This window comes from Sphingomonas sp. (genome assembly GCF_036388215.1).
GTDB lineage: Bacteria > Pseudomonadota > Alphaproteobacteria > Sphingomonadales > Sphingomonadaceae > Sphingomonas.
In genome coordinates, this window is sequence record NZ_DASVSH010000017.1 from 37,721 (window position 1) to 64,494 (window position 26,774).

At 65.4% G+C, this 26,774-nt stretch carries 25 protein-coding genes; 12 read left to right on the forward strand and 13 right to left on the reverse strand.

From position 1 onward, the window contains the following. Positions 1–141 precede the first annotated feature (141 nt). A complete protein-coding gene (locus tag VF617_RS08075) occupies positions 142–2,205 on the forward strand; it encodes a TonB-dependent receptor plug domain-containing protein (RefSeq protein ID WP_331014360.1) in 2,064 nt (687 codons plus the stop codon). 1 nt (position 2,206) lies between these two features. On the opposite strand, the gene VF617_RS08080 is transcribed toward VF617_RS08075, so the two are convergent. The 4 genes from VF617_RS08080 to VF617_RS08095 form a co-directional block, all read right to left on the reverse strand. Further along, complete coding sequence (locus VF617_RS08080; RefSeq protein WP_331014361.1) at positions 2,207–3,067, reverse strand: NAD(P)H-hydrate dehydratase; 861 nt, start codon at positions 3,065–3,067, stop codon at positions 2,207–2,209. Further along, positions 3,064–3,843: a histidine phosphatase family protein gene (locus VF617_RS08085; protein ID WP_331014362.1), complete on the reverse strand. Its 780-nt coding sequence runs from the start codon at positions 3,841–3,843 to the stop codon at positions 3,064–3,066. Before VF617_RS08085 ends, VF617_RS08080 begins: the two co-directional genes overlap by 4 nt. 79 nt (positions 3,844–3,922) lie before the next feature. Then, a complete protein-coding gene (locus tag VF617_RS08090; protein WP_331014363.1) occupies positions 3,923–4,084 on the reverse strand; it encodes a hypothetical protein in 162 nt (53 codons plus the stop codon). Beyond that, a complete protein-coding gene (locus tag VF617_RS08095) occupies positions 4,084–4,329 on the reverse strand; it encodes a hypothetical protein (RefSeq protein ID WP_331014364.1) in 246 nt (81 codons plus the stop codon). Before VF617_RS08095 ends, VF617_RS08090 begins: the two co-directional genes overlap by 1 nt. Before the next feature lie 115 nt (positions 4,330–4,444). Between VF617_RS08095 and VF617_RS08100 the strand changes: the two genes are divergently transcribed. The 4 genes from VF617_RS08100 to metH all read left to right on the forward strand — a co-directional run bounded on the left by VF617_RS08100 (position 4,445) and on the right by metH (position 10,093). Next, on the forward strand, positions 4,445–5,398 hold the full coding sequence (locus VF617_RS08100) for a metalloregulator ArsR/SmtB family transcription factor (protein WP_331014365.1): 954 nt from the start codon (positions 4,445–4,447) through the stop codon (positions 5,396–5,398). Next, on the forward strand, positions 5,395–6,300 hold the full coding sequence (metF, locus tag VF617_RS08105; protein ID WP_331014366.1) for a methylenetetrahydrofolate reductase: 906 nt from the start codon (positions 5,395–5,397) through the stop codon (positions 6,298–6,300). Before VF617_RS08100 ends, metF begins: the two co-directional genes overlap by 4 nt. Then, positions 6,297–7,343, forward strand: coding sequence for a homocysteine S-methyltransferase family protein (locus VF617_RS08110; RefSeq protein ID WP_331014367.1), 1,047 nt, complete (start codon positions 6,297–6,299; stop codon positions 7,341–7,343). The genes metF and VF617_RS08110 overlap by 4 nt, the downstream gene beginning before the upstream one ends. Before the next feature lie 149 nt (positions 7,344–7,492). Beyond that, positions 7,493–10,093: a methionine synthase gene (metH, locus tag VF617_RS08115; RefSeq protein WP_331014368.1), complete on the forward strand. Its 2,601-nt coding sequence runs from the start codon at positions 7,493–7,495 to the stop codon at positions 10,091–10,093. A 1-nt stretch (position 10,094) separates the two neighbouring features. Here metH and VF617_RS08120 read toward each other — a convergent pair whose 3' ends face one another. Genes VF617_RS08120 through VF617_RS08130 form a run of 3 tightly spaced genes read right to left on the reverse strand, consistent with a single transcriptional unit; the run spans position 10,095 to position 12,325 of the window. Further along, positions 10,095–10,577: a hypothetical protein gene (locus tag VF617_RS08120; RefSeq protein ID WP_331014369.1), complete on the reverse strand. Its 483-nt coding sequence runs from the start codon at positions 10,575–10,577 to the stop codon at positions 10,095–10,097. A 33-nt stretch (positions 10,578–10,610) separates the two neighbouring features. Continuing rightward, complete coding sequence (locus tag VF617_RS08125; RefSeq protein ID WP_331014370.1) at positions 10,611–10,913, reverse strand: helix-turn-helix domain-containing protein; 303 nt, start codon at positions 10,911–10,913, stop codon at positions 10,611–10,613. A 38-nt stretch (positions 10,914–10,951) separates the two neighbouring features. Beyond that, positions 10,952–12,325, reverse strand: a complete 1,374-nt coding sequence (locus VF617_RS08130; protein WP_331014371.1) for a helix-turn-helix domain-containing protein — start codon at positions 12,323–12,325, stop codon at positions 10,952–10,954. A 132-nt stretch (positions 12,326–12,457) separates the two neighbouring features. Between VF617_RS08130 and aceA the strand changes: the two genes are divergently transcribed. Continuing rightward, complete coding sequence (gene aceA / locus VF617_RS08135; protein WP_331014372.1) at positions 12,458–13,741, forward strand: isocitrate lyase; 1,284 nt, start codon at positions 12,458–12,460, stop codon at positions 13,739–13,741. 14 nt (positions 13,742–13,755) lie between these two features. Then, on the forward strand, positions 13,756–13,938 hold the full coding sequence (locus tag VF617_RS08140; RefSeq protein WP_331014373.1) for a hypothetical protein: 183 nt from the start codon (positions 13,756–13,758) through the stop codon (positions 13,936–13,938). A 61-nt stretch (positions 13,939–13,999) separates the two neighbouring features. Here VF617_RS08140 and VF617_RS08145 read toward each other — a convergent pair whose 3' ends face one another. The 3 genes from VF617_RS08145 to VF617_RS08155 are packed head-to-tail and all read right to left on the reverse strand — an operon-like array spanning position 14,000 to position 16,083. Beyond that, complete coding sequence (locus VF617_RS08145) at positions 14,000–14,377, reverse strand: type II toxin-antitoxin system death-on-curing family toxin (protein WP_331014374.1); 378 nt, start codon at positions 14,375–14,377, stop codon at positions 14,000–14,002. Between the two features lies 1 nt (position 14,378). Then, entirely contained in the window at positions 14,379–14,615 is a 237-nt protein-coding gene (locus VF617_RS08150) for an AbrB/MazE/SpoVT family DNA-binding domain-containing protein (protein WP_331014375.1), read from the reverse strand. Positions 14,616–14,622: 7 nt separating this feature from the next. Continuing rightward, positions 14,623–16,083, reverse strand: a complete 1,461-nt coding sequence (locus VF617_RS08155; RefSeq protein WP_331014376.1) for an MFS transporter — start codon at positions 16,081–16,083, stop codon at positions 14,623–14,625. A gap of 120 nt (positions 16,084–16,203) precedes the next feature. On the opposite strand from VF617_RS08155, the gene VF617_RS08160 reads away from it, so the two are divergent. Both VF617_RS08160 and VF617_RS08165 read left to right on the forward strand, forming a co-directional pair. Next, positions 16,204–17,349 (forward strand): acyl-CoA dehydrogenase family protein, encoded by a 1,146-nt coding sequence (locus VF617_RS08160; protein ID WP_331014377.1) that lies wholly within the window; start codon positions 16,204–16,206, stop codon positions 17,347–17,349. Between the two features lie 126 nt (positions 17,350–17,475). Beyond that, positions 17,476–18,264, forward strand: a complete 789-nt coding sequence (locus VF617_RS08165) for an SDR family oxidoreductase (RefSeq protein ID WP_331014378.1) — start codon at positions 17,476–17,478, stop codon at positions 18,262–18,264. 599 nt (positions 18,265–18,863) lie between these two features. Here the strand turns inward: VF617_RS08165 and VF617_RS08170 are convergent. Continuing rightward, the gene (locus tag VF617_RS08170; protein ID WP_331014379.1) at positions 18,864–21,122 is read right to left on the reverse strand and encodes an NADP-dependent malic enzyme; all 2,259 of its coding nucleotides are present in this window, start codon (positions 21,120–21,122) and stop codon (positions 18,864–18,866) included. Between the two features lie 184 nt (positions 21,123–21,306). Between VF617_RS08170 and mutS the strand changes: the two genes are divergently transcribed. Next, positions 21,307–23,883, forward strand: coding sequence for a DNA mismatch repair protein MutS (gene mutS, locus VF617_RS08175; RefSeq protein WP_331014516.1), 2,577 nt, complete (start codon positions 21,307–21,309; stop codon positions 23,881–23,883). Here mutS and VF617_RS08180 read toward each other — a convergent pair. Continuing rightward, positions 23,880–24,341, reverse strand: a complete 462-nt coding sequence (locus VF617_RS08180; RefSeq protein WP_331014380.1) for a helix-turn-helix domain-containing protein — start codon at positions 24,339–24,341, stop codon at positions 23,880–23,882. The genes mutS and VF617_RS08180 overlap by 4 nt on opposite strands. A 72-nt stretch (positions 24,342–24,413) precedes the next feature. Here VF617_RS08180 and VF617_RS08185 point away from each other — a divergent pair, with 72 nt between their 5' ends. Together VF617_RS08185 and VF617_RS08190 are read left to right on the forward strand one after the other, a co-directional pair. Beyond that, positions 24,414–25,154 (forward strand): SDR family NAD(P)-dependent oxidoreductase, encoded by a 741-nt coding sequence (locus VF617_RS08185; RefSeq protein ID WP_331014381.1) that lies wholly within the window; start codon positions 24,414–24,416, stop codon positions 25,152–25,154. Between the two features lie 11 nt (positions 25,155–25,165). Beyond that, positions 25,166–25,816, forward strand: a complete 651-nt coding sequence (locus VF617_RS08190) for a 2-hydroxychromene-2-carboxylate isomerase (protein WP_331014382.1) — start codon at positions 25,166–25,168, stop codon at positions 25,814–25,816. 387 nt (positions 25,817–26,203) lie between these two features. Here the strand turns inward: VF617_RS08190 and VF617_RS08195 are convergent, their stop codons facing one another. Continuing rightward, positions 26,204–26,737, reverse strand: coding sequence for a hypothetical protein (locus VF617_RS08195; RefSeq protein WP_331014383.1), 534 nt, complete (start codon positions 26,735–26,737; stop codon positions 26,204–26,206). Positions 26,738–26,774: the final 37 nt, after the last annotated feature.

Sequence of the window (26,774 nt, forward strand, 5' to 3'; positions counted from 1 at the left end):
TCTGCCCTCCCCTTGGCATTTCGGGACCTTAGCGCCTCGGCGCGGGGCGGCAAGACTGACAATCCGTTCAGCATTGGTGCAGCAAATCACCAGCACACCTGCCAAAGATCGGACACAAGCCGGCCAAGGGGAAATCAGGGAATGAACCGCGCGCTCGCATTGGCAGGCACCGCAATCGCCATCTGGCCCTCGCTCGCCTTCGCGCAGGACGTGGCGGCTCCCGAAACTGGCCCCGTGCCGGCCAGCGCCGACTCCACGCAGACCGGCGTGCTTGTCTACCCCACCGAATTCTTCGCCAGCTCGCGCCCCAACACCGCGTTCGAGATGATCCAGCGCGTCCCCGGCTTCGGGCTGGAGACCGGCAATTCCGAATCGCGCGGCTTGGCGGGCGCGGCCGGCAATGTGCTGATCGACGGCAGCCGCCCTTCGTCGAAGACCGACAATCTCTTCGAGATCCTGCGCCGCATCCCTGCCGCGAGCGTCGAGCGGATCGAACTGATCCGCGGCGGCGCGCCGGGCATCGACATGCAGGGCCGCTCGGTGATCGCCAATGTCGTGCTCAGGCGCACCGCGACCACGCAAATGGTGCTCGAGACCAATATCTATTTCTACCGCGACGATTATGTGGGGCCCCTGCTCAAGGCCCAATATTCGCGCCGCGAAGGCGAAAGCCAGACCGAAGTCGCCTTCTCGGCTACGACCGACCGCACCGGAGGCACGGCGTCGGGCCACCGCACCCGCAGCGATGCCGCGGGCCTCCCGTTTCAGGAAGCGGACCTCGATCTGTGGGATCGCTACCGCAACGCCAGCCTTCGCGGCTCGATCCAGCGTCCCGTCGGCGGGGGCAAGCTGCGGCTCAACGCGCTGCTCGATTACACCAATTTCAACAACTCGCAGGATATCACGATCCGGTCCGGCGCCGGGATGAACGATCACAATCAGGATGTGTCGCACGCCTGGAGCGGCGAATTCGGCGTCAATTGGACCCGAGCCCTCGGCCCGCGTACCGAGCTCAACCTGATCGCGCTCCAGCGCGGCTCGCGCAACCGCTACGATTCCTCCACCCTCAACGGCGGCGGCGCCGCCTCGGAGTTCGACATTGCCTCTACCGGGGGCGAAAGCGTGTTGCGCGGCACGCTTAAATATCGCGACAGCGACCGCTGGGCGTTCGAAGGCGGCGGCGAAGTGGCGTACAACTTCCTCGATACCGCCACGCGCTACAGTCAGAACGGCACCGCGGTCGCCCTCCCTAATGCCGAAGTGCTGGTCAGCGAACTACGTGGCGAGGCTTTCGGCCAGGCCACCTTCCGGCCCGGCCCAAAGCTCACTTTGGAGGCAGGGCTGCGCATCGAGAAATCGACGATCAGCCAGTCGGGCGATACCGACGCGTCCAAGTCGTTCGTCTATCCCAAGCCGCGCTTCCAGCTTACCTGGGCGCCCGGCGCCGGCCATCAGATCCGGCTGCGCGCCGAAAAAACGGTCGGTCAGCTCAATTTCGGCGACTTCGCCGCATCGACCGAGATCAACCTGGGCACGGTCGCGGGCGGAAACGCAGATCTCGAGCCGCAAAAGTCGCTCACGTTCGAAGCCGTCTATGAGCGCCGCTTCTGGGGCAAGGGCGCGCTGGAGCTGTCGGTGGCGCATTCCCGGCTGGACGATGTGATCGATATCATTCCGCTGGTCGGCGGGTTCGATGCGGTGGGCAATATCGGCAAGGGGATTGTGAATTCGGCCCAGGCCCGGCTGACCCTGCCCTTCGACAGGATCGGCCTCAGCAACGCGCTGCTCCAGTTCCGCGCGGTCCTCCAGCGTTCGCAAGTCACCGATCCGCTGACCGGCGAGAAGCGCCGGCTGGCTCGCGAAATCCCCTTCGGCTGCGGGATCGGCTTCAGTCAGGACCTCAAGGGCGGCCGCTTCTCCTACGGCTTCGAACATGGCTGCAACCGCGACATATTCACCACCTACCGCGTCCGCGAGCTCCGCACCTTCGACAATGAGCCGTTCGTCAACATCTATGGCCAGTGGAAGCCTAATCCCAAGCTCACCGTGCGGGTCGATCTCGGCAACGTCACCGATTATCTGTCGATCAACGGGCGCGAGGTCCATTCCGGCCCGCGCAACACTACGCCCCTGGTGTTCAGCGAAAAGCGCGCCTTGCGCCGCGACGGTCAGTTCCTGTTCGTTCAACTCCGCCACGTGCTCTGAGCTAGAATTCCGCCATCAGCATGGGGATTTCCCCGGGTAGCTCGCGCCCGAGAAAACCGAGCGGCCCGATCCGCTCGGTCAGCCGTCTGCCGGCCTCGCCGTGCAGCCACACGCCCCAAGCCGCGGCGATGCGGGGCGCGGCGCCGCGCGCAAGCAGCCCGGCAATGCCGCCCGCGAGTACATCGCCCGATCCGCCCGTGGCGAGGCCCGGCCCGCCGCCAGCGAAATGCAGCGTCGGCTCACCTTGTTGTGCAATCCATGTCTCGGCGGTCTTGAGCACGATCGTCGCGTCGAATCGCTCGGCTGCGCGCTCGGCCAGTTCGGGCGAGGCGTCCTGTTCGTCGCAATCCATCAGCGCCGCCATCTCGCCCGGATGCGGGGTCAGGATCAGCCGTCCCTGCCAGCCGCGGACCGCGGCCTCGCGCTTGCCCGCTTCCGGGATCATCGCCGCATCGAGCACCAGCGCGAGATCGTCGCGCGGATGCGCGAGCACCGCATCGAGGATCGCGCCGGCATCGGCGTCCTTGCCCATGCCCGGTCCGATCACGCAAGCGTCGCACCGATCGAGCATCCGCGCGATCGTCGCGCCAGTATCCGTGCTCAATTCGCCCGCCTCGTTCAGCCTGGCCTCAAAGACGGCAGCCTCGGGCATCTTCAGGCCGATCGCCGCGGGGGACGGGCTGACCAGCTGCACCTTGCCCGCGCCGGCCCGGAACGCCGCCTCTCCGGTGAGCAGCAATGCTCCGGGCACCGTTGCCGATCCGCCGGCGGCGAGCACGCGCCCGCGCTTGTTCTTGTCGGTGTCGGCGCCCGGTTGCGGCAGCGGATTGGCCGCCAACCATTCGCGATCCAGTGCGATCATCCGCGCGCCGCGACCATCGCATCGGGCGCGCTGGTCACCCGGGCGGCGGGATCGTCCTCCATCGGCGCAGTGACGTTGTATCGGACCAATGCCAGCCCGCCATCCTTTCCCGCCTTGGGGTCGTGCGCATATTCAGTGATCGAGCAATTGGCGACATCGCCTTCGCGGTCGATCGCCAATATCTCCTCCTCGCTCAGATTCTCCAGGATGTAGCGCAGGCACAGCACCACCACCTGGTGCGCGACGATCATCACCTCGCGCCCGGCATAATGGAGCGAGACCGTGTCGAGCAAGGAGCGCAGGCGGAAGATCACATCGCACCAGCTCTCGCCGCCCGGCGGCCGATGATAGAATTTGCCGAGCAGCCGGCGGAACTCGGCCTGGTCGGGCTCCTCGGCGCGGATGCCGGCAGTGGTCAGCCCGTCGAGCACGCCGAACTCCTTCTCGCGCAGCCGCTCGTCCATGCAGATCGCCTCGTCGGGCTCCGCGCCCCCCGAATCGCGAAAGATCCGTCCGGTCTCCCGCGCCCGCAGATAGGGGCTGCACAGGATCACTTCCGGGCGGCCATTGCCCTTGCCCTCGCCAAACCAGCGGCCCAGCGCCTGGGCCTGCCGCTCGCCCTGCCTGGACAGCGGCACATCGACGTCGCGGATATCGAGCGCGATCCGGTGCGCCCCGGCCTGATGCGCGGCATCGCGCGCGACGTTGCCCGCGCTCTGCCCATGCCGCACGATCCAGAGCCGCGCGGGCCAGCGGGATTGTTTCGCATTCGTCATCGACGGAGACAATGCGGGAGAGCGGGCGGCGTTCCCCTGTCGAAAGCTAAACTCCGGCTTTAACCGAGCGACCGCGCCTTCACTGCGCGGTTTCCTTGTTGTCCATCGCATTCACGTCGATCGCCGCCGCCGCTTCGTCGAGCTGGCGCGCCTCGCCTCGGCTCAGCCCGCCCTGCGCGGGATCGCTCGATCCGCAACCGGACAGGGCCAGCAACAAGAGCAGGGGCGCGGCGCGCGGCATCACTCCATGATCTCGTTCGCGTCGCCACCGGCCGAGCCTTCGGGCACTTCGGCATAGCTGTTTTCGGCCGCGCCGAACGCGGCATTCTCGGCGGCGTTCACGTCGGTGACTGCCTCGCCCATCGTATTGCTGTCACCGCTCACTGATTCATTGGCCTCGGCGGCTTCGTTGGCGGCCCTCTTGCCGCATGCCGAGAGACCGAGCACCGCGATCGCGGCGAGGGGAAGGAAGAAAGCCTTGCGCATGGTTTCCCTTTCAATTCTGCATTGCCCCTGCGCTAACCGACCCGGCTCCGCCAGCGCAACCCCGATGCTGCGTTGACCTGATATAAAGATATCTTTATATCTATATCCCGATCGCATGACTCAGGCCCTCACCATCTTCCGCGCACTCGCCGATTCCACGCGGCTGCGTATCCTCGCGCTGCTCCGCTCGATGGAACTCAGCGTGGGGGAGCTCGCCCAGGTCTTAGGCCAAAGCCAGCCACGGGTGAGCCGTCACGTCAGGATCCTGTGCGATGCCGGCTTGGCCGAGCGCCGCAAGGAAGGCAGCTGGGTGTTTGTTGCCCTGGGCGCCGAAATCCGGGTCAAGCCGATCCTCGCTGCGCTCGATAGCTGGGACGAAGCCGATCACTGGACGATCGCGGATGAAGCCCGCCTGGCCGCGGTTCGCGCCGATCGCGCCAGCGCCGCCGCCGAATGGTTCGAGGCGAATGCCGCGCAATGGGATGCGATCCGTTCGCTTCATGTCGCCGACAGCGAAGTCGAAGCGGCAATGGCGCGCGCGCTGGGCGATGCGGCGATCGGCAGCCTGATCGATATCGGCACGGGCACCGGGCGGATGCTCGAATTGTTCGCGCCCCAGGCCCGCCATGCGCTGGGAATCGATCGCTCGTCCGAAATGCTCCGCCTTGCCCGCGCCAAGCTCTCGGAGCGCGGTCTGGGCAATGCCGAACTGCGCCAGGCCGATCTATATGCATTGCCACTGCCCGATGGCGGGGCGGACGCCGCGATCCTCCACCATGTCCTTCATTTCGCCCAGCAGCCGGGGGCCGCGGTCGCCGAAGCGGCGCGCGTGCTTTCTCCGGGCGGACGACTGCTGATTGCCGATTTCGCACCGCACGACCGGGAGGAACTGCGCTCGCGCGACGCGCATACGCGGCTGGGCTTTTCGGACGAGCAGATGCTCGGCTGGTTCGCGGCGCATGGCCTCGGCCCGGTACAGGTCGAGACGCTCGAGGGCGGCGAACTGACAGTGAAATTATGGCTCGGCCGCAAGGTTGGCGAGTCTCGCAAGGAAGCAAAAGCGGCATGAGTAATAGCCTGCACCCCAAAGACGCGCCGCTCTTCGCGGACGTCGCGGGCGATATCGACGTGTCGTTCGAATTCTTCCCGCCCAAGACCGAGAAGATGGAAGAGACGCTCTGGGAATCGATCCAGACGCTCTCGCCGCTCGGCCCCCGTTTCGTGTCGGTGACATATGGCGCGGGCGGCACCACGCGCGAGCGCACGCACAACACCGTGGCTCGCATCGCTGCCGAGACCGGCATCCCGGCCGCCGCCCATCTCACCTGTGTCGAGGCGACGCGCGAGGAGATCGACGCGGTCGCCGATGATTATTGGAATGCCGGCGTCCGCCATATCGTGGCGCTGCGCGGCGATTCCCCGCGCGCGGGCGAAAAATACGCCACGCATCCCGGAGGGTATGAGAACGCCGCCGATCTAGTCGCCGGGCTGCGCAAGCTCCATCCCTTCGAAATCTCGGTGGCCGCTTATCCCGAATGCCACCCCGATTCGCCCGACGCGACTGCCGATCTCGACAATCTCAAGGCCAAGATCGATGCCGGAGCCACGCGCGCGATCACGCAATTCTTTTTCGAGCCCGACACCTTCTTCCGCTTCCGGGACGACGCCGCCGCGGCCGGGATCACCGCCGAGATCGTGCCCGGCATCATGCCGGTGATGAGCTTCGCCGCGGTCCAGAAGATGTCGAAAATGTGCGGGACGGATGTGCCCGGCTGGATGGGGCGCCTGTTCGAGGGGCTCGACGACCACCCCGCCGCGCGCCAGCTCGTCGCCGCCACCCTCGCCGCCGAATTGAGCCGCAAGCTCTATGCCGGCGGCGTCCGCCAGTTCCACTTCTACACTCTCAACCGCGCCGAGCTCAGCTACGCGATCTGCCACCTGCTCGGTGTGCGCCCGAAGGAAGCCGCATGACCGCTCGCGAGAAACTGCTGGCCGAAGCCGCCAAGCGCATCCTGATCACCGACGGCGCCTTCGGCACCGAGATCCAGAACTGGAAGCTGGCCGAGGCCTGCTATGCCGGCGATCTGGGCCTGACCCACGACCAGAAGGGCAATAACGACATCCTAGCGCTGACCAAGCCCGAGGTGCCCGCGTCGATCCACCGCGCCTATTTCGAAGCCGGGGCGGACATCGCCGAGACCAACACCTTCTCCGCGAACCGCATCAGCCAGGCCGATTACGGCGCCGAGCATCTGGTGCGCGAGATCAATATCGAGTCCGCCAGGCTGGCGCGCAGCATCGCCGACGAGTTTCAGGCCAAGGACGGCCGGCCACGTTTTGTCGCCGGCGCGCTCGGGCCGACCAACAAGACGCTTTCGCTCAGCCCCGACGTCAATGATCCCGGCTATCGCGAGATCGACTTCGATTATCTGAAGGACGTGTACCGCGAGCAGATCGACGCGCTGGTCGAAGGCGGGGTGGACTTCATCCTGATCGAGACCGTGTTCGACACGCTCAATGCCAAGGCCGGCGTGATGGCCGCGATCGAGGCCGGCGAAGCGCTCGGCCGCGACTTGCCGATCATGATGTCGATGACGCTCACCGATCTTTCGGGCCGCAACCTCTCCGGCCACACGGTCGAGGCGTTCTGGGCCGCGATCCGCCACGCCAAGCCGGTCACCATCGGGCTAAACTGCTCGTTCGGCGCCGAGCAGCTCCGCCCGCACGTCAAGACGCTCTCCGCGCTCTGCGACACGCTGATCATGGTCTATCCCAATGCCGGCCTGCCCAACGAACTCGGCGCCTATGACGAGATGCCCGAGACGACCGCGGCGCTCGTCAAGGAATGGGCCGATGCCGGCCAGGTCAACATACTCGGCGGCTGCTGCGGCTCCACCCCCGCACACATCGCCGCGATCGCGGAAGCGGTGAAAGGCCTCGAGCCGCGCCGCATCGCGGTGCCGGAAGTGCGCACGCGGCTTGCGGGGCTCGAACCATTCACGATGGCGGCCTGACTCGATCCTCCCCGGAACGGGGAGGGGACCGCGACGCGAAGCGGCGTGGTGGAGGGGGCTCTCCACCAGCGGATCGGAATGAGGAGAGCCCCCTCCACCATGCTTCGCATGGTCCCCCTCCCCGTTCGGGAGGATCGAAAGAAAAATTGATGACCACCGCCTCCTCCACCTCCTTCGTCAATGTCGGCGAGCGCACCAACGTCACCGGATCGGCGGCGTTCAAGAAGCTCATCATGGCCGGCGATTACACCAAGGCCGTCGAAGTCGCGCGCCAGCAGGTTGAGAACGGCGCGCAGGTGATTGACGTCAACATGGATGAGGGCCTGCTCGACGCCTATGAGGCGATGACCACCTTCCTCAAGCTCATCGCCGCCGAGCCCGATATCGCCCGCGTTCCCGTTATGATCGATTCGTCCAAATGGGGCGTGATCGAAGAGGGCCTGAAATGCGTCTCGGGCAAGCCGATCGTCAACTCGATCAGCATGAAGGAAGGCGAAGCGCAGTTCCTGGAGCAGGCGCGCAAGTGCATGGCCTATGGCGCCGCGGCGGTCATCATGGCGTTCGACGAGACCGGCCAGGCCGACACCCAGGCGCGTAAGGTCGAAATCTGCGAGCGCGCGTACAAGCTGCTCGTGGGCATCGGCTTCCCGCCGGAGGACATCATCTTCGATCCCAACGTCTTCGCGATCGCCACCGGCATCGAGGAGCACAATAATTACGGCGTGGATTTCATCGAGGCCACGCGCGAGATCAAAAGGCGCTGCCCTCACGTTCACATCTCGGGCGGCCTGTCGAACCTGAGCTTCAGCTTCCGCGGCAACGAGACCGTCCGCAAGGCGATGCACTCGGTATTCCTATATTATGCGATCCCCGCGGGCATGGACATGGCGATCGTCAACGCCGGCCAGCTCGACGTCTATGATACGATCGAGCCCGAGCTGCGCCAGGCGTGCGAGGACGTGATCCTCAACAGGGATCCCGATGCGGGCGATCGCCTCGTCGCGCTCGCGGAGAAGTTCAAGGGCACGGACGCCGTCGCCGAAAAGCAGATGGCCGAATGGCGCGGCTGGGATGTCGCCAAGCGGCTCGAGCACGCTCTGGTCAAGGGCATCGATCAATATGTCGTCGAGGATACCGAGGAGTGCCGCCTCGCCTTCGCCCGCCCGATCGAAGTGATCGAAGGCCCGCTGATGGACGGCATGAACGTGGTCGGGGACTTGTTCGGCAGCGGCAAGATGTTCCTGCCCCAGGTGGTGAAATCGGCCCGCGTGATGAAAAAGGCCGTCGCCCACCTCCTGCCCTATATCGAGGCCGCTAAGGAGCCGGGCGCCAAGGGCAAGGGCAAGATCATCATGGCCACCGTAAAGGGCGATGTGCACGATATCGGCAAGAATATCGTCGGCGTCGTCCTGCAATGCAACGGTTTCGATGTGGTCGATCTCGGCGTGATGGTCCCCTGGTCGAAGATCATTGAGGCGGCGAAGGAGAATGACGCTGACATGATCGGCCTCTCCGGCCTGATCACTCCATCGCTGGACGAAATGGTCACCGTCGCGGAGGAGATGCAGCGGCTCGGCATGACGATGCCGCTGCTCATCGGCGGCGCGACCACCAGCCGCGTCCACACCGCGCTGCGCATCGAGCCCGCATATAAGGGTCCCGTCGTCCACGTCCTCGACGCCAGCCGGGCGGTGGGTGTCGCCACCACCCTGGTCTCCGATACGATCCGCGACGACTATGTCGCCAAGATCGCCGAGGAGTATGAACAAGTCCGCCAGGCCCGCGCCGGCCGCGGCCAGAGCGAGCTGGTCCCGCTCAACAAGGCGCGCGACAATGCGTTTGAAGCGGACATGAGCCTGAAGCCCGGCAAGCCCCGCCTGCCCGGCGTCCACCAATTCCCCGATTGGGACCTTGAGGACCTCCGCCAATATATCGACTGGACGCCCTTCTTCCGCGCCTGGGAGCTCGCCGGCAATTACCCGGCGATCCTCGAAGACGAAATCGTCGGCGAAAGCGCGACTTCGCTCTTTGCCGATGCCCAGGCGATGCTCGACAAGGTCATCGAGGAAAAATGGCTCACTGCGCGCGGCGTGGTCGGGCTCTGGCCGTGCCGCCGCCAGGGCGACGACGTGATCGTCCATGTCGAGGACGAAGTGCATTACACGCTGCCGATGCTGCGCCAGCAGATTCAGAAGCGCGAGGGCCGGGCCAACATGTGCCTCGCCGATTTCATCGATCATGACGGCGACTGGATCGGCGGCTTCGCAGTGGGGATCCACGGCATCGAACCGCACCTCGCGCGCTTCAAGAACGCGATCGACGATTATAGTGACATCCTGCTCAAGGCCCTGGCCGATCGCCTCGCGGAAGCCTTTGCCGAGCGCCTGCACCTCTATGTCCGCACCGCGCTCTGGGGCTATGCCGAAGGCGAGCAGCTCACCAACGATGCGCTGATCCGCGAGCAATATCGTGGAATCCGTCCCGCGCCGGGCTATCCCGCCTGTCCCGAGCACAGCCTGAAGCCCATCCTGTTCAAGATGCTCGACGCCCACCACGCGACCGGCATCTCGCTCACCGAGAATTTCGCGATGCTGCCCACCGCAGCGGTCTCGGGCTTCTATTTCGGCCATCCGCAGGCCGAATATTTCGGCGTGGCTCGCATCGGGCAGGACCAGGTCGAGGATTATGCGGCACGGCGTGGGATCAGCCTCGAACTCGCCCAGCGCTATCTGCGGCCGAACCTGGACTAACCTATTTCGGATCTATCTTGGTCAGCGCGTCGATCGCGGCCTTGATGCCGGGATATTCCGGCCCGATCGGCTTGGTGTCGCCGCACGCGAAGCCGGACAGATAGCCTATGGCGCCCCCTTCCGCAGGTTTCCACTCGGTAGGCATCCAGGTGTCGATGAAGAAGATTCCGTCCCGCGTGATCTGGCGCGAAGCGACCCACCGCCATGTGCGGGCCACGCAGTTGAACTCCCAGTCGTTTTCGGAGCCGACCTTGATTCCGTGGAAGGCGGGCGCCGAGTTGGCGAGCATCAGCATCTTCAGCTTCCTGAGCTCGGGCTTGCCGGCCACCCGCGCCGCGGGATCGACCAGAACGAGGAAGCTTTGCGCCGCGGTCTGCGCCGCCACCGTCCATCGCGCCTTGGCTTGAATCCGGGCCTGGTCCTCCTGCGCCCCCACCGCGGTCAGCGCCCCCAACATCGCCGCGATATGCCAGAATCCGCCCATGCTGCCTCCTGCTGCGCCGGAGGTTAACGGGCTTCAGCCGCCGCCGCTACGTCGTAAATTACGCGCCGGCCGTCGCGAACCCTCCGCTCTGCTCGAGATGCAGATACCGCTCGTTGAAATCCGCCGCGCCTGGCCGCCCCAGTCCCTCACCTTGATCCGGCGCTTGTCGCGCGTGATCAGCCCCTCCTGTTCGAGCATTTTGAGTACTGGGTTCACATGCACCGGAGTCAGCCCCATCGCGTCCCTCAATTGCTCCTGCGTCATCGGCAGCTCATATTCGATCTCGCCGGCGCGTCCGATAACGCGCAGCCGGGCATGGACCAAGATATGGTCCACATCGCCGCGGCCGCTTCCAGGGATAACGTCGAACGGCGTCAATCCGCTGCAAACCCAAGCGGCGTAACTCCGCTCTCGCGTTCGCTCATCACCAGCGCCCGTCCCGCCGGGGGCGCCGATCGCTGGGGGCAGTCCACGCGCGTACAGGCCCGGCACCCCAAGCCCACCGGTGTTGCGCGCCCGCGCAAATCCATCCCCCGCGCGGCCGCCAGTGTTCCTGCCTCCGCAGCATCGAGCCCCAGCGCGATCGCGAACCGCGCCTGCACCTGCCCCGTCCCCTGCGGCGTCACGCACCGCGCCAAGGTGAACCAGCGGCCGCCATCCTCGGTCTCCACCAGATCGGTCACCGCCACGTCCGCACGTGCAAACGCCGCAAACACATCCCATAACGGACAAACCCCCGGCCCCTCGGCCAGCGGCGATCCGCTCGCCCCGGCATAGCGCTTGGAGACCTGCCCCGCCCGGTCCACGCGCAGCATGAAAAACGGCAGCCCGCGCGCGCCCACGCGCTGCAAGGTGGTCAGCCGATGCGCCACCTGGCTGAAGCTGGCGCCAAAGCGCCGCTGGAGGATGTCCGCATCATATCCCGTCGCCTCGCACGCGCGCAGGAAGCGGGCATAGGGCATCATCACCGCGGCGGCGAAATAGCCGGTGAGATGCCGGCGAAACAGCCGCTCGCTCATGCGCTCCAGCCCGGCGCCTCGCACCAGCGCGTCGATCTGCTCGCGCGCCTCCCATGCCAGTTGCTCGGCGAGCGCGAACACGCGCGCGCTCGCATCCAGCATTTCCGAAAGCTGGAGCTGGCGCGCATGCATGTCGAGCCGCTTGAGGTTCCCGCCAAGGACATCGGCGGGCAGGATGCGCACCGATAGCTGATGCTTGACGCGCAGCCGCTCGGCCATCGCGCCATAGGGATCGCCCGCGCCCATCCGCAGTTCGTCCGCCAGTGCTTCCGCGGCGACGTCCAGATCGGCGAAGTGATTGCGCCAGCGCTCGATTTCGCGGCGCACCTGGCCGTGCGGATCGGGCATCCCGCTCTCTTCCGCCGCGCCGGCCCCGATCCGGTCATAGGCGCGGGCAAAGGCCTCCGCTCCGCCCGGCGCGCCCGCCAGCCACTCCTCCATCTGGTGCCGGTCGATCTCCAGATCGGCGAAGATCGGATCGGCCAGCCGCCGCCGGATTGCCTCCGCCCCGCCGCCCGGCTCGCTCGCGGAGAGGGTGCGCGGATCGAAGTCGAATGCCTCGGCCATGCGCAGCAATACGCTGGCGGTCAGCGGCCGCTGATTGCGCTCGACCAGGTTGAGATAGCTCGGCGATATCGCCAGCATCTCGGCCATCGCCGCTTGAGTCAGCCCCGCCCCGCGCCGCAACCGGCGCACTGCATGTCCCGCGAAGAGCTTTCGATCAGCCATGTAAATTATATTACATGATGACAGCCTGATGCCAAGGTTCGCCCGACAGGCCCACTGTAATTTCCCAGCTCGAAGCTATCCGTCGTCCACGCTCGCGCATTATCGCGATCACGAACTGTAAAGGGCCTGACAATGATTACGAGCTTCGAAGACTTGATCCCCGCCCCCACCGGCCGCTTCGACGGTATCGTCCGCCCCTATTCGGCGGATGACGTGGCCAAGCTGCGCGGGTCGCTGGCGATCGAGCACACCCTGGCCCGCCGCGGCGCGCTCAAGCTTTGGGAACTGCTGCGCAACGAGGATTACATCAATGCCCTTGGCGCGATGAGCGGCAATCAGGCCATGCAACAGGTCCGCGCCGGCCTGAAGGCGATCTACCTTTCGGGCTGGCAAGTCGCCGCCGATGCCAACACGGCCGGCGCGATGTATCCCGATCAGTCGCTCTATCCCGCCAATGCCGGGCCCGAACTGTGCAAGAGGATCAACAACGCCCTGCAGCGCGCCGATCAGATCGAGCATAGCGAGGGGGGGGCCGAGCGCGACTGGTTTGCCCCGATCGTCGCCGATGCCGAAGCTGGCTTTGGCGGCCCGCTCAATTGCTTCGAGATCATGAAGGCCTATATAGCCGCAGGCGCCGCCGGGGTGCATTATGAAGACCAGCTCGCATCGGAAAAGAAATGCGGGCACCTCGGCGGCAAGGTTCTGATCCCGACCCAGGCGCACATTCGCAATCTGGACAGCGCTCGCCTGGCCGCGGACGTCTGCGGCGTGCCCACGGTGATCTGCGCCCGCACCGACGCGGAATCGGCCAGGCTGATCACGTCCGACGTGGACGAGCGCGACCATGAATTCCTCACCGGCGAGCGCACCGCCGAGGGCTTTTATCGCCTCAAGGAAGGCACCGGCGTCGATCACTGCATCAAGCGCGGCCTGGCATTCGCCAGCCATGCCGATCTGCTCTGGTGGGAGACGAGCAAGCCCAACATGGGCGACGCCCGCCGCTTCGCCGAGGCGATCAAGCGTGAGCATCCGGAAAAGATGCTGGCCTATAATTGCTCGCCCAGCTTCAATTGGGAGAAGAATCTGGACAAGGACGATATCGCCCGCTTCCAGCGCGAGCTGGGCGCGATGGGATACAAGTTCCAGTTCGTCACCCTGGCGGGCTTCCACCAGCTCAATTTCGGCATGTTCGAGCTGGCGCGTGGCTATCGCGATCGTGGCATGGCGGCCTATTCGGAGCTCCAGCAAGCCGAGTTCGCGGCCGAGGCCAACGGCTACACCGCCACACGTCATCAGCGCGAAGTCGGCACCGGCTATTTCGATCTGATCGCCCAGGCCGTGGCCGGCGGCGACAGCTCTACCACTGCCTATGCCCAATCGACCGAGGCCGACCAGTTCAACAAGCAAGCCGCGTAACAGGAGTATCGATCATGACCACCGAACCGCAGCCCAATACCCCGCCCAATACCCCGCAGCGCAGCCGCGCTGTCTTCTCGACAGAGGATTTCCGCCTCATCCGCGAAGCCGTCGGCACGCACCTCCAGGCAGTTAAGGACAGCCCGGAATCGATCAAATACGCCAATCTCTTCCACCGCCTCGGCCGCGTCGGCTGAAGCGAAAGCGTTTCCTGGGGAGGAAAGGATGCCCGCCGCGAGCCCAGCTCGCGGCGGGCATTTACTTGATGTGTTGCCTGAACCAGTCGGTGAGGGCTTCGACCGTCAATTCGCCCGCAGCCAGTGCGAGGAATGTCGTGACCAGCTCGACATCGTCGCAGTCAAGCCGATAGCCGTTAAGCAACAGAAAGGTTTCGCTGACGACCGCCGAGGTCCGCTTGTTACCGTCCACGAAAGGGTGGTTGCGCGCGATGCCGAATGCGTAGCTGGCCGCCAATTCCGCCACATCCGGATCGCCATAAGCGACAAGGTTGAGCGGCCGCGCCATTGCGCTCTCTAGCATGTTATAGTCGCGTACCCCTTCCGCGCCGCCGTGTTCGGCAAGCTGTTCTCCGTGGGCCGCTACGGCCACGGCCGCATCGACCCAAATCCAACTCATTTTATTTGGCGAGTTCGCGCAGCGCGTTGCGCCGGCGCGCCATCATTTCGCGCGCAGCATTCATCTGCGTTTCGAAATCGGGATCGTGGCGAGTCAGCGTGAAACCGCCGGGAACTTCGGAAAGGCTGAGCTCGTCGCCCAGTTCGACGCGCAACCGAGCCATCAGTTCTCTCGACAGGATTACACCTGCCGAATTGCCGATGCGCACGACCTTGAGGGATTTGGCGGGTTTGTTCATACGTGTGTTATAACACACCTTCGCGCGCTCCGCCACCCTCCGCCAGCGCCGCGACGCGCGCCAGATGCTCGGCCTTGCCGAATGGAAAGCGCGTGTAGAGCAATGCCGCCGCGAGCCCGAAAACCGCATAGAGCGTGATGAATACGATAGTCAGCCGGTCGATCGTCGCCACGGGCACCATCCCCGGCTTCGCTCCGGTGGGGAAGCCGACCATGTCGACGATGATCCCGCTGGCCAGGATTCCCAGGCCGCTGCAGCATTTCTGGACGAAGAACGCTCCGGCGAAGAATACCCCCTCGTCCCGCCGCCCGGTCCGTGCCTCCGAATGCTCGACGACATCGGCCATCATCGAAGCGCCGAGGATCGTGGAGGAAATGCCGCACACGCCGTTCACGGCGAAAATCGCGAACAGCAAGGGCCGCATCGCGGGACTGTCCACATCGGGGAACCAGCCGGCAAGCCGGAGCACATAAGGCAGCGAAATCAACACCACCGCCGCGCCCATGAACCCCATCGCCGCGGCGCGCTTGCCCGTCCGCCGCGCGACGATCGGCGCCACGATGAACGCGGTTATCGCGCCCGCGAACAATGCGAGCCCCAGCATCGTGAAACCGTGTCCCTCCAGCCGCCAGACATGGGCATAGAGATAGGAGGAAAGCGCGAAGCTGATCCCCTGCGCCGAATAATAGCAGATCCCCGCTCCCATCAGGATCAGGAACGGCCGGTTGCGCACGGTCTGGAGGAGTTCTCGAAAATGCCCGCCGATCGGCGCGGGCGCGCTCTCATGCTTGGGAAGCCGTCCGATTTCGCGGTGCGTGCCGATGGCTGAGACCAGGATCGCAACCACCATCAGGATCGCTCCGGCAACGGCGAAGCCGGGATAATTGGCGCGGACCAGCTGCCCGTTGGGCTGATCGGCAGTGCCCTGCAGCAGCCAGCCATAGGACAGGATCATCATCGCCATCCCCCCGAACCAGCCGAACAGATAGCGATAGGCCATGATCCGCGTGCGCTCGTCATAGTCTGCCGAAAGCTCCGGGCTGAGCGCCTGGGACGGCACCTCATAGACGCTGACCGCCGCGCGCACGATCACCGACATCACGAAAACCCAGGCGAGCATCGCCTCCTTGCCTAGCTCAGGCGGGTTCCACAGCAGCAGCCACCCGACCGCGATCGGCAGCGCGGAGGCATACATCCATGGATGCCGCCGCCCCCATCGGCTGCGCGTGCGATCCGAAAGGAAGCCGATCGCCGGGTCGATGAAGGCGTCGAGCAGCAGCGCGCACATGATCGCCAGCCCCACCTGCGTAGCCGGTAGGCCGACGACCTGATTGAAGAAAAACAGCAGGAAGGTCGCAAAGCCGAAGTCCTTGACGCCGTAGGCCACCGTGCCGAAGCCGTATGTCAGCATCACCGGCGTGCGGATGCGGCGGATCGGGGGTATGGCGGGAGCATTACCGGCTGTCATGGGGGCCAGCATAAGAGGGGCGATTTTCACGTCAATGATATGCTATTGGAAGATCGGGTACGGCTTGTCCGATCCCTTGGCCGCGCTATAGCTATTCGCCTTTCGAACCAAGGGCACGGCATGGCACTCGATCCGGAAATCTTCGATACGTTGATCGAGACGATCCGGCGCTTTGTGGCCGAGCGGCTCCGCCCGCTCGAGGGCGAAGTCGAGGAAGCCGACGCGATCCCGGCGCATATCGTCGAAGAGATGAAGGCGCTCGGCCTGTTCGGCCTTTCGATCGCGGAGGAATATGGCGGCCTCGGCCTGACGATGCTTGAGGAATGCAAGGTCGCGGTCGAGCTGGGCCGGACCACGCCCGCTTTCCGGTCCGCTTTCGGCACCAATGTCGGCATCGGCAGCCAGGGCCTGGTAATGGCCGGCACGCCCCAGCAAAAGGCCGAGTGGCTGCCGAAGATCGCCAGCGGCGAAGTGGTCGCCAGCTTCGCCCTCACCGAACCCGATGTTGGATCCGACTCCGGCGCCGTGAAAACCCGTGCGGTCCTCGACGGCGAGGTTTACCGTCTCACCGGCACCAAGCGCTTCATCACCAATGCCGACAAGGCGCATGTCTTCACCGTGATGGCGCGGACCGGCGAAGAGCCCGGTGGGCGCGGCGTATCCGCCTTCCTCGTGCCGCGCGCGCTTGCAGGGATCAGCATCGGCGAGCCTGAAAAGAAGATGGGGCAAAAGGGCGCGAAGGTCGCCGATGTCGTGTTCGACGACACTCCGGTCCCCGTATCGCTACGCCTGGGCGCCGAAGGGGAAGGCTTCAAAATCGCCATGCAGGTCCTCGATCGCGGGCGGCTGCACATATCCGCCGTCTGCGCCGGCGTCGCCGAGAGGCTGATCGCCGATTGCGTGGCCTACGCATCCGAGCGCAAGCAGTTCGGCAAGCCGATCGCCGAGCACCAGCTCATCCAGGCGATGCTGGCGGATTCCAAGACCGAAGCCCTCGCCGCGAAGGCGCTTGTCATGGAAACCGCGGCCCGGAAGGACGCCGGCGAAAACACCACGATGGAAGCCGCCGCCGCGAAGTATTTCGCCAGCGAGATGGTCGGCCGCGTCGCGGACCGCGCGGTCCAGATCTTCGGCGGCGCTGGCTATATCGCCGATTACGGCATCGAGCGGCTCTACCGCGACGTCCGGCTGTTCCGCATCTACGAAGGCACCAGCCAGATCCAGCAGCTCATCATCGCGCGCGAGACGATCAAAAGAGGAGGATAAATCCCCCTCCCGCTTGCGGGAGGGGTTAGGGGAGGGGCTGTCCTCCTCGACGACCTTCCCGGATTTTTGACACGCCCTCCCCCTACCCTTCCCGCAAGCGGGAGGCGAGCAGAAGGAAGTAGAAACATGGACACCAGCACACTCTTCCGCCTCGATGGCCGCGTCGCTTTGGTCACCGGCGGGTCGCGTGGCATCGGCCGGATGATCGCCCAGGGTTTCATCGCTTCCGGCGCGAAGGTCTATATCTCCGCCCGCAAGGCTGATGCCTGCAATGCGACGGCAGCCGAACTCGGCCCTAACTGCATCTCGCTGCCGATGGACGTCTCGAGCGTGGAAGGCTGCAAGGCGCTGGCCGCCGCGATGGCGGAGCGCGAGGGATCGCTCGACATCCTCGTAAACAATGCGGGCGCGGCCTGGGGCGTCCCCTTCGATGAATTCCCGGAAAGCGGCTGGGACAAGGTGATGGATCTCAACGTCAAATCGCCCTTCTTCCTCACCCAGGCGCTGCACGGCCTGCTCAAAGCCGCTGCCAGCGAGGACCGGCCCGCCAAGGTCATCAACATCACTTCGATCGACGGCCAGCGCGTCAATCCGTGGGAGACCTACAGCTATCAGGCGTCGAAGGCCGCGTTGATTCACCTCACCCGCCGCATGGCGGCGCGGCTGATCCAGGACCGGATCGTCGTTTCCTCGCTCGCTCCCGGCGCCTTCCCCAGCGACATGAACAAGGCCGCCCGCGATCATGCCGAAGGCGTGGCGAAGCGCATCCCCTCGGGCCGCATCGGCGTCGCCGAGGACATGGCCGGCGCCGCGATCTACCTGGCGAGCCGCGCCGGGGACTATGTCGTAGGCGAAACGCTCACCGTGGACGGCGGCATCGTCAATGCGGGAATGGGCGGCAGCATCGACGGCTAACCATAAAAGTGATCAACTTCGGATACGGGTGGTAGCGGTCCGCTCACAACAAGATGGCTAGACGCACACCGCCTTATTCTACAAACGAACCTTATTCGATAATAGCTTGAGCCTGCGACTTCCATCACACCGCCACGCAAGAACGACCACCTGTATCGTGGCGCGTTTTTGTACTTTTTCTGAGTCGCGATAGCTGACGATCTGTCGAAACGAGACGTTCTCGCCCGGTGCTATCTCTCGGGTTCCTGCGACGCGAGGTGGTGGCGGAAGTCCGCTTCCAAACTTCCCGTTTATCTTAATGCCCTTATGAGGCGAACTATCGTTTTCGATTAGGTCCTTATGTAAACACAGGCTGCTGGATAATGTGTTTATTATTGATAGATGACCCACGAGCACCGACCGCTGCGAAGCCGGTTCCTTTTCCTCTATAATCGACAAGACTAGTTTCGGGGCCCTGCCGCTTTCGTGGTCGGCTGCCATTGCCGCATTTATGAGCCAGATCGATGCTGTAAGCCAAGCTGCAAATCGATATCTCATTGCTTCATTGTGTCAGCTCAGTATCGAAACCGCAACCGGGTGGGAGACAGGCTCCGCGCCTCCTAGCGCGCAATCCCCCCCGCCGCGAGCACCGCCAGCGTCACCAGCTCGCTCGCGGTCGCGGTCATCGGGGCGATCTGGACGGGTTTTTCCATCCCGATCAGCATCGGGCCGATCGTCGAATCCCCGCCCAGCTCGCGCAGCAATTTGGCCGAGATATTCGCCGATTGCAGGCCCGGCATGATCAGGATGTTCGCTGGGCCTGAAAGCCGCGCGAAGGGGTAATTGGCGAGCTGCTTGGGGTTAAGCGCCACGTCGGGCGACATCTCGCCTTCATATTCGAACTCGACTCCCCGCGCGTCGAGCACCTTGATCGCGCCGCGGACATTGTCGAGCCAGCGCCCTTCCGGATTGCCGAAATTGGAATAGCTGAGAAACGCCACGCGCGGCTCGTGTCCTAGGCGCCGCGCCACCTGGGCCGTGCCTTCGGCGATATCCGCCAGCTCCTCGGCATTCGGGCGTTCGTTGACGGTCGTGTCCGCGATGAACACCGTATGCGACTGGCCGACCATCACATGCACGCCAAAAGCGGTCCGGCCTTCCTGATAGTCGATCACGCGGCGCACCTGGCGCATCGATTCGGCATAGGTGCGTGTCACGCCGGTGATCATCGCATCGGCCTTGCCGAGCTGGAGCAGCAGCGCGCCGAAGATGTTGCGGTCGCGATTGACCATGCGCTCGGCATCGCGGCGCAGATAGCCGCGCCGCTGGAGCCGGCCATACAGGAACTCGACCATCTCGGGCACCAGCGGGGAATTGACGCTATTGTGCAGCTCGAAATCGTCGGGATTCGCGCCGAGCGCGCGCAGGCTGTCGGCCACGCTCTCGCGCCCCACCAGCACCGGTGTGCCATAGCCCTCTGCCCTGAATGCGATCGCCGCGCGCAGCACGACTTCTTCCTCCGCCTCGGCGAAGATCACGCGCTTCGGGTTCGCCCGTGCGCCTTCATCGGCAAGGCTGAGCACCGAAGTGGTGGGATTGAGCCGCGCGCGCAGTTGCTGGCGATATACCGCCATGTTCGGGATCGGCCTGGTCGCCACGCCCGAATCCATCGCCGCCTGCGCGACGGCGGCGGGGACGATTTCCATCAGCCGCGGATCGAAGGGCGCCGGGATGATATAGTCCGGCCCGAACGTGTGCTTGACGCCGTAAGCCGCCGCTACTTCCTCGGGCACCTGCTGGCGCGCGAGTTCGGCCAGCGCGGTGGCGGCGGCGATCTTCATCGCGTCGTTGATCGTCGTCGCGCGCACATCGAGCGCGCCGCGGAAGATGAAGGGGAAGCCGAGCACGTTGTTCACCTGGTTCGGATAATCCGAACGGCCGGTGGCGATGATCGCATCGGGCCGCGCGGCCTTGGCGACGGGCGGGCTGATCTCGGGGTCGGGATTGGCCATCGCGAACAGGATCGGCTTGGCCGCCATCGTCTTGAGCAGCTCGGGGGGCAATGAATTGGCCGAGGCGAGCCCCAGGAACACGTCCGCCCCGTCGAGCGCATCGGCCAGGCTGCGCCGCGTGGTGTTGACCGCGTGGGCCGACTTCCACTGGTTCATGCTTTCCTGGCGGCCCTGATAGATCACGCCCTTCTGGTCGAGCATCAGCAGGTTGTCGTGCGGCAGCCCCATCGCCTTGATCAGCTCGGCGCAGGCGATCGCCGCCGCACCCGCGCCCAGCACGACCACGCGCGTCTGCTTGATATCGCGCCCGGTCAGGTACAGCGCGTTGATTAGCCCCGCGGCGGCGATGATCGCGGTGCCGTGCTGATCGTCGTGGAAGACGGGAATGTTCATGCGCTCGCGCAGCGTCTGCTCGATTACGAAGCATTCCGGGGATTTGATATCCTCCAGGTTGATGCCGCCGAAGCTCGGCTCCATCAGTTCGACTGCGTCGATGAAGCGGTCGACATCCTCGGTCTTCAGCTCGATATCGATTGAATCGACATCGGCGAAGCGCTTGAACAGCACCGCCTTGCCTTCCATCACCGGCTTGGACGCCAGCGCGCCGAGATTGCCGAGCCCTAGGATCGCGGTGCCGTTGGAGATCACCGCGACCAGATTGCCCTTCGCGGTATAATCATAAGCCAGCGCCGGATTCTCGGCGATCGCCAGCACCGGCACCGCGACGCCAGGCGAATAAGCCAGCGCCAAGTCGCGCTGCGTCGCCATCGGCTTGGAGGCGATGATCTCGATTTTCCCGGGCCGGCCCTCGCTATGATAAAGCAGCGCCTCGCGCTCCGAGAATTGGACGCTGCTGTCTTCGGCCATTCTTGTCTCTCCGGTCTATGTCGGTCTCTTAGGGCGGCTCGCCCGCGAAGGGAACCGGCGCTTGTCGCGATAGCGCGCCTTTCCTTATCCCCAGCATCTTGGGCGCTCGCCCCATCGCCCCGGTTGCATTGGGGCAAGGTTGCGGTAGCCATCCGGGCTGATGTCGTCCGCCGCGCCCACCCCGATGATGGCCCAATATCTCGCCCTTAAGGCGGAGGCCGAAGATTGCCTGCTCTTCTACCGGATGGGCGATTTCTTCGAATTGTTCTTCGACGACGCCCGGATAGCGAGCGCGGTGCTCGATATCGCGCTTACGGCGCGCGGAGAGCATGAGGGCGAGCGCATCCCGATGTGCGGCGTGCCGGTCCATGCAATGGACGGCTATCTCGCGCGGCTGATCAAGGCCGGCCACCGCGTCGCCATCGCCAACCAGATCGAGACCCCCGAACAGGCCAAGGCCCGCGCCGGCTCCAAGGCGCTCGTCGCCCGCGAAATCATCCGCGTGGTCACCGCGGGCACGCTTACCGAAGAGGCATTGCTGGACAGCCGCGCCGCGAATTGGTGCGCCGCCATCGGCGAGGCGGGCGGCCAGGTCGCCATCGCCTGCGCCGACATTTCCACGGGCGTCTTCCACGTCATCGAGACCGACGCCGCGCGCGCCGACGCCGAGATCGCGCGCCTTTCGCCCGCCGAGACGATCGCGTGCGAAGCATCGGACTTCGCCAGTCTGGCGACTGCCTTCCGCCCGAAGGTGGATTTCGACAGCGCGAACGGAGAGGCGCGCCTCAAGCGGCTGTTCGGCGTCGCGACGCTCGACGGTTTCGGCCAGTTCTCGCGCGCGGCGCTGGCGGCCGCCGGCGGTCTGGTCGCCTATCTCGATCACACCGCCAAGGGATCGCTCCCTTTCCTCCGCCCCCCGCGCGTCAGCCGCACCGAAGCGGCCATGGCGATCGACGCGGCCACGCGCGAAAGCCTTGAATTGTGCCAGACCGCAAGCGGCGCGCGAAGGGGGAGCCTGCTCGATTGCATCGATCGCACGGTCACCGGCGCTGGCGCGCGCATGCTGGGGCAGGATTTGGCCGCGCCGCTGATGGACCGGCCGGGCATCGATGCACGGCTCGATCTGGTCCAGCGCTTCCATGACGAGTCCGCTCTTCGAGAGGGAGTGCGCGCAAATCTGCGCGCGCTCCCCGATATCGGCCGCGCGCTCGGTCGTCTTGCGGCCGGCCGGGGAAGCCCGCGCGATCTCGGCCAGCTTCGCGACGGACTGGACGGCGCATGGCGATTGGGCGAGCGGCTCGGCGCGATCCCCCAAGTCCCCGCGCTCCTCGCTGGGCTCGCGCCGCAACTGCGCGGCCACGGCGCGCTGATCGATTTGCTCTCCCGCGCACTCGTCGCGGAGCCGCCGATCGACGCCGGCAAGGGCGGCTATATCGGCGAGGGCTATGACGCCGCACTCGACGATCTGCGCGATGCGGGTGCGGGCGGTCGCCGCGCCATCGCCGCGCTGGAGGCCGAATATAAGGCGCGCACGGGCATCGCCAGCCTCAAGATCCGCCATAACGGCGTGCTCGGCTATCATATCGAAGTTGCCGCCAAGAATGCCGATCCCCTGATGGTGCAGGACAGCGGCTTCACGCACCGCCAGACCCTGGCCGGTGTCGTCCGCTTCAACGCGCCCGAACTGCACGAAGTCGCGATCAAGGTGACGCAGGCGGGGGCGCATGCGCTCGCCGCCGAAGCCGCGCATCTGGAGGATTTGACCGAGGCCGCGCTCGCCAACCGCGAAGCCGTGGCCGCCACCGCCGACGCGCTGGCCCGCATCGACGTCTCCGCCGCGCTGGCCGAGCGCGCCGCGGAAGGCGGCTGGGCGCGGCCTTCGCTGGTCGGTCACGCCTGTTTCGAAGTCGAAGGCGGGCGGCATCCGGTGGTCGAGGAAGCCGTGGGGCGCTCGGGCGGCCGCTTCGTCGCCAATGATTGCTCGCTCTCCGAAAGCTCGCGGCTGTGGCTTGTCACCGGCCCCAATATGGGCGGCAAATCGACTTTCCTCCGCCAGAACGCGTTGATCGCGGTGCTCGCCCAGGCGGGCAGCTACGTCCCCGCCACGCGCGCGAAGCTCGGCCTCGTCGATCGCCTGTTCAGCCGCGTCGGCGCCTCGGACAATCTCGCGCGCGGCCGCTCGACCTTCATGGTGGAGATGGTCGAGACCGCCGCCATCCTGGCGCAGGCCACTCCGCGCAGCTTCGTCATCCTCGACGAAGTCGGCCGCGGCACTTCCACTTATGACGGCCTCGCCATCGCCTGGGCGGTGGTCGAGGCGATCCACGAGGACAACCGGTGCAGGTGTTTGTTCGCGACGCACTATCACGAGCTCACCCGCCTCGCGGAGCGCTGCGACGCGCTCACGCTCCACCATGTCCGCGCGCGCGAGTATAAGGGCGATCTCGTGCTCCTCCACGAAGTCTCCGAAGGCCCCGCGGACCGCAGCTTCGGCATCGCCGTCGCCCGTCTCGCGGGCCTGCCCCCCGCCACCCTCAAGCGCGCCAAGGCGGTGCTCGACAAGCTGGAGGCGGGCCGTGCCAAGACAGGAGGACTCGCGGCGGGGCTGGACGATTTGCCCCTTTTTGCCGCGGCCGCGGCCGTCGAAGAGGAAGTGATTGACGCCCTGCGCACCGAATTGGCCGCCATCGACGTGGACGCGCTCTCCCCCCGCGAAGCGCTGGAGGCGCTATATCGGCTGAAGGGCTTGGCCGGGGATTAGCCCGTTCGAGTCTGCTCCACGGCGGGGCGGGCGACCACGTCCCGCGGATGGACGGGCTCGCTGCATTCGGAGCAGACAAGGACAGAGCGGAAGTCGTGGCCGCAAGCCATGTGCTGGTGGAGGACGGGTGGGCCGCTCGCATCGGCGTAGAAATTATCTCCCCAATGCACCAGCGACAGGATCACCGGGTAAAGCGCGAGCCCCTTCTCGGTCAGGCGATATTCAAAGCGCTCTGGCCGGCCCTGATAGGCGACACGTTCGAATATGCCGTCGTCGCTCAGGCTGGCCAGGCGCTCCGCCAGAACGCGGCGGGCAATGCCGAGCCGGCCCTGGAACTCGTCGAACCTGCGCACGCGCAGGAAAGCCTCGCGCAGGATCAGCAACGACCAGCGGTCGCCCACCACGGCGAGCGCGCGGGCCAGCGAGCAAGGTTCGGCTGCGAGTTGATTCCAGCGCATTGTCGCATTCTGGCATTGACATGGTTTTATTTCAAGACTTAGTTAGTCTTGTTTTAAAACGGAGCAGGGCAGATGAACGAAAAGGGCAGTGTCGCGATCGTCGGCGCGGGGGATTTCATCGGGGCTGCCATCGCGCGGCGTTTCGCCGCTGAGGGCTATGCCGTTCATGGCGGGCGCCGTCAGGGTGACAAGCTCATACCGCTGGAGGCGGAGATTGCGGCTTCCGGCGGCAGCTTCGTGGGTCACAGCCTGGATGCGCGCAGCGAGGAGCAGGTTTGCGCATTCCTCGATTCCGCCCAGGCTTCGGGGCCGTTGCGGGTCTGCGTGTTCAACATTGGCGCGAATGTCAGCTTCCCGCTCCTCGAAACGAGCGAGCGCGTCTTCCGCAAGGTCTGGGAAATGGCTTGCTATTCGGGCTTTCTTACCGGCCGTGAGGCAGCGCGCAGGATGCTCGGGCACGGCAGCGGCTCGATTTTCTTCACTGGCGCCAGCGCCTCGCTCCGCGGCGGCAAGGGCTACGCCGCCTTCGCCTCCGCCAAGGCGGGCCTGCGTGCGGTCGCCCAATCGATGGCTCGCGAGCTCGCGCCACAAAACATCCATGTCGCGCATCTCGTGATAGATGCCGGCGTCGATACGGCGTGGGTGCGCGAGCGGATCGCGGCTGCCAGGGGCGCGGAAATCGCCGCGGCGCTGCCCCCTGACACGCTGATGGACCCTGCATCGATCGCCGAGACCTATTGGCAGCTCCATCGCCAGCCCCGAGACGCATGGACTCACGAACTGGACTTGCGGCCCTATGGCGAGAATTGGTGAGGAACGCTTCCATGCAGCCCATTTTCTATTTCGATTTCGGCAGTCCCAATGCCTATCTGGCCCATCGGGTGCTGCCTCGCATCGAACTCCAGACAGGGTCGAGATTCCGTTATGTGCCGGTGCTGCTCGGCGGCTTGTTCAAGCTCACAGGCAACCAAGCCCCGATGCTGGCCTTCGCCAATGTGCCCGCGAAGCTCGCTTACGAACGCCGCGAGATGGAGCGTTTCATCAGCCGCAACGGCATCACGAAGTTCCGCATGAATCCCTTCTTCCCGGTCAACACGCTCCAGCTGATGCGCGGAGCCGTGGCCGCCGAAAGCGATGGACTGCTCACGCCCTATGTCGAGGCGATGTTTCATTTCATGTGGGAAGACCCCCGCAAGCTCGACGACCCCACGGTCTTCTCGCAAAGCCTGAGCGATGCCGGGCTGCCCGCCGAGCGCCTGATCGCGCATTCCCAAATGCCCGAGGTCAAGGATCGCCTTGCCGCCAATACCCAAGCCGCTTTTGGCAATGGAGTCTTCGGCATCCCGTCATTCATGGTCGATGACGAACTCTATTTCGGCAAGGATCGCTTGGGCGAAGTAGAGCGCGAGCTTGCCGTACAGGGGATGATCGATCGGGTCGCGGATGCCAGCACCGGCAATGCCGCCGGGCAATAAGCCCCGGATTTTCGCGTGCCAAAACGAAGAAGGCCGCCGGAACCCTTTCAAGGATTCCGGCGACCTCCGACATGGTCAGCGGCCGGAGAGCTCCAGCCCGGGAGACCAGGCGGACCGCTTTGCTGCAGCGGGCGGGCGTTGTCTGGAGGAGGATACCTCCCGCTCGCCATACGGATGGAGGGCTTCCATCCGCGCTTCAGCTCAGCGGCGCGTCTCCCGAACGAACTGAACCGACCCCATTGCTGAACCATGAGACATCGGATCACCTCCTTTCGCTAGTTGAAACACCGTGCCTCGCGGGCACATCGACTGTTTGAATCACCGCGAGTCCCAGCACAAGTCTTGTTTTGAAAATTTGTTCCGGCTAATCGTGGAGGTCTGCCCGCGTCACCCGCGGCAATCCTCCGCAACGCGCAATATCTCGGGCCAGGCCGGCAGCACCAGGTCCGCGCCGCCGCCCTGCACGACGAAGCGCCCGCGGCTGAAACCGATCGCATCGACTATCGGATCGCGCGGCATCAGCTCGACTGCCGCATAAGCGGGCACGCCGCCGGTCGGCAGCGCGTTCAGCGTCTTGAGGTTGGTTGATGTGCGGATCGTCAGCGTCGCCGCCGCATCCGCCCGCCGCGACAGAAACAGCCGCCCCCGCGCCCGATCGCATCGCAGCGTCAGTTCCGCATCCGCCCCCGCGCGGCCATAAAGCGCAATGCTGCCCCGCCCGTCCTGCCGATAGGCCCAGGTCCCCGCCGTCACCGGCCAGTCCCGCCAGTCCGATCCCGTCGGCGTCGGCATGGGCAACGGCGCGCGGGTCGGCATGGGCGCGGGCGCTGGAGCCGGCGGCGCAGGCTGGGGCGCGACTTCGGGCATCGAGCACGAAGCAAGCGCAAGCAGCGCGGACGAAGCAAGGAACAGGCGGCGCATCGGCAGGCCTATGGGGGAAGCGGCCGCGATGCTCAAC